Raw genomic sequence first — 1,513 nt, 5'->3', positions numbered from 1 at the left:
GCGACCAAGGCCTATCTGCAGCAATGGGGTAAACCGCTGGCTTTCTATAGTGACAAGCATGGTGTTTTCCGCTCCACGCATGCGTCGGAGAAGGACCGGACGAGCGGCCTGACGCAATTCGGCCGGGCGCTTTATGAGCTGAACATCGACATCATCTGCGCCAACACCCCGCAGGCCAAGGGCCGTGTGGAACGTGCCAACCAGACATTGCAGGATCGGCTGGTCAAGGAGATGCGGCTTCGCGGTATCGACACGATCGAGGACGCCAACGCCTATGCACCTGAGTTCATTGCAGATTTCAACAGGCGTTTCGGCAAGCTACCGCGTAACCCGAAGGACATGCACCGACCTTTAGCCGATCATGAGAACCTCGATGGCGCCATGTGCCGCAAGGAGGTGCGCACGCTGTCGCAATCCCTGACGCTGCGTTACGACAAGGTGCTGTTCATTCTCGATCCGACCGAGATTTCCAGGCTGTTGGCAGGCCGGAAGGTGATTGTCTGCGATTACCCAGACGGACGGCTTGAGATCATGCACGAGAGCTTTGCCCTGCCCTACAAAACCTTTGACACATTGCGCTCGGTGCATCGCGCCGAGGTCGTCGACAACAAGCGTCTGGACGACATGCTGTCTGTTGTCGCGGAGATACAGGCCGGGCGTGAGCAGCAGCGCAGCAGAAGCGGCCCTCGCCGCACTGGGCAGACCGATCATATGTTCGGCATTCGCGACGGTAGCACGGCGAACGGCTATCAGAAGCGTCGCCGCAAGCCGAGGACAGATTACATGAACGATCCGGCGGTGATTGCGAAGCGCGAGAAAGCATTATCGAAGCAGCCGGCGGCGGAATAAGACGTTTCAATGCACCCCTATGTCGCTTTGTGTATCCGATTCCAGCTGCAGACAGGCGGACCAAAGTGGCGTCTTGTGGAAGGATCCATCCTGGAAAAGCGTGAGCCCTTCTCGTGCCTCGTAAAGCAGGCCCAGCCAGCACAGGCGCCGCAGCACGCCATATTGGACATCGGATTTCAGTTCCCAGGCTTCCAGGGTCATTTCGGTGTCTGACAGGGGCGCGAAGCCTGGATTGAGGATTTTTACAACATCCAATGGCGTGCAACCTTCTCTGGTCTTGATATTGAGAAGATTGAGGAACATGCGCCACCAGCGCAATCGAGCCTGAACGTCCTCTTGCCGATCGGTCACGTGGACATACGAATAGAGATAGTCCGTGGCGACCAGATCGAAGAAGGTTTGCGGGTTCAGCAGAAACTCGCGCCCTCGTTTGGTTGGCAGCAGAACATTCTTTTTCCGGCGAAGCAGTTTCAGATGGCGGGTCATGTCGCGCACGACCCAGAGCGGCGGCATGTCGCTCTCATTGAGCACCTTGTGCATGCTGTAGAGGTCTTCGGCTGTGAAGTCGGGCCACAGGAAGTTCACAGCGGCCCAATGTACGAATTTGCGGTTCATAGCACCGGTCGCGGTCAATCCTATACCACCTTCGCCGTCAGCATAGGCA

Annotated in this window: 1 protein-coding gene and 1 pseudogene; one reads left to right on the top strand and one right to left on the bottom strand. The window is 57.4% G+C overall.

Going from position 1 to position 1,513, the window contains the following annotated elements; translation table 11 throughout:
- Positions 1 to 849, top strand: a pseudogene (locus D460_RS0132300) (ISNCY family transposase); the annotation flags it as partial.
- Positions 850 to 855: 6 nt separating this feature from the next.
- Here the strand turns inward: D460_RS0132300 and D460_RS0132295 are convergent.
- The coding region (locus tag D460_RS0132295; RefSeq protein WP_018902745.1) for a hypothetical protein at positions 856 to 1,513 on the bottom strand (658 nt) is incomplete at its 5' end.

Source organism: Rhizobium sp. 2MFCol3.1 (assembly GCF_000377565.1).
Classification (GTDB): Bacteria; Pseudomonadota; Alphaproteobacteria; order Rhizobiales; family Rhizobiaceae; genus Rhizobium.
This window is presented reverse-complemented; position numbering and strand designations above follow the sequence as displayed.